This is a genomic window from Bacillus sp. Medicinal_06 (genome assembly GCF_056711665.1).
Window position 1 is genome coordinate 1 of the sequence record NZ_JBWYHD010000054.1, and the last position, 1026, is coordinate 1026.

Here is a 1026-nt window from a genome sequence, read left to right on the forward strand (position 1 = left end):
CTTTTCTTACGATTAGTCAACCTGTATTTTTAGGTTTTTGATGGATTGAATATCATAATAAACATGTATCCATTATCATGCATACCAAAGACCCCTAATATATACTCGTTTTTTTACTAGGGGTTAGATATGATATGATGAATGAAACTATGATATTAGGCCGTTAACCGATAATCATAGTGTATATCATGTGTAATAAGGTGAAAGAGGAGTTTCAAGAACTTATTTACACATGCAATGGACGCAACTTTATGACATTTGTTATAAGGTTGCGTTTTTAATTTATCGTAGTATTCTACAATATGATTTCGCCCGTAACGTCGTTGTTTAATCATGTTTTGGATAATCAGGAAAAGTAATTTTCGTAAATGTTTATTTCCGCGTTTATTAATTTTATCTTTATAAAAAGTTTTACCTGATTGAAAGCGACGTATATCAATACCGGCATATGCATTCAATTGCTTGTTATTTGCAAAGCGAGTAATATCTCCTATTTCAGCCATTAGACGTACAGCCGTGTTTGGCCCAATTCCAGGAAGGCTCAGAATGATACCATATTCTGCACGTTGTTCGGCTATATGTACCATCTTGTTAATACAGCATTCCTTTTGATGAAGAAGTTCTTGATAACGTCTTGCGTATACTTTGAGTTGATCACACAGGACATCATTTTGAGAAACAGCCGGGTAGGAATTTTTCGCTATTTCAAGTATCTGAATTGCTTTTTTCTCAGCCATAATAGTTGATATCTTTTTATTGGTGTTGGCTCGAATACGATTTTTTATAATCGTTTTAGAAAGACTTAAAACATCATCTGGATGGGGAAAGAGTTGAACAAAATTTAAAAATAAATCAGATTTACTAGTGAACATTTTTTCTAATTCAGGAAATGTTAATTGAATTACTTTGTGCATACGACTACGAATCATCGATAATTCTCCATCTAGTTCGCTATAAAATCTCGAAAGAGATTTTAACTGATGGAATAAATGGTTCGTTCCATGAGATACCCTTCGGGTAACTGTA

General features: G+C 33.0%; 1 protein-coding gene. It reads right to left on the reverse strand.

Annotated elements, in window-relative coordinates:
* Window positions 1-155: 155 nt before the first annotated feature.
* A partial coding sequence (locus AC1M36_RS28300) for a transposase (RefSeq protein ID WP_479846522.1) occupies window positions 156-1026 on the reverse strand: 871 nt, incomplete at its 5' end.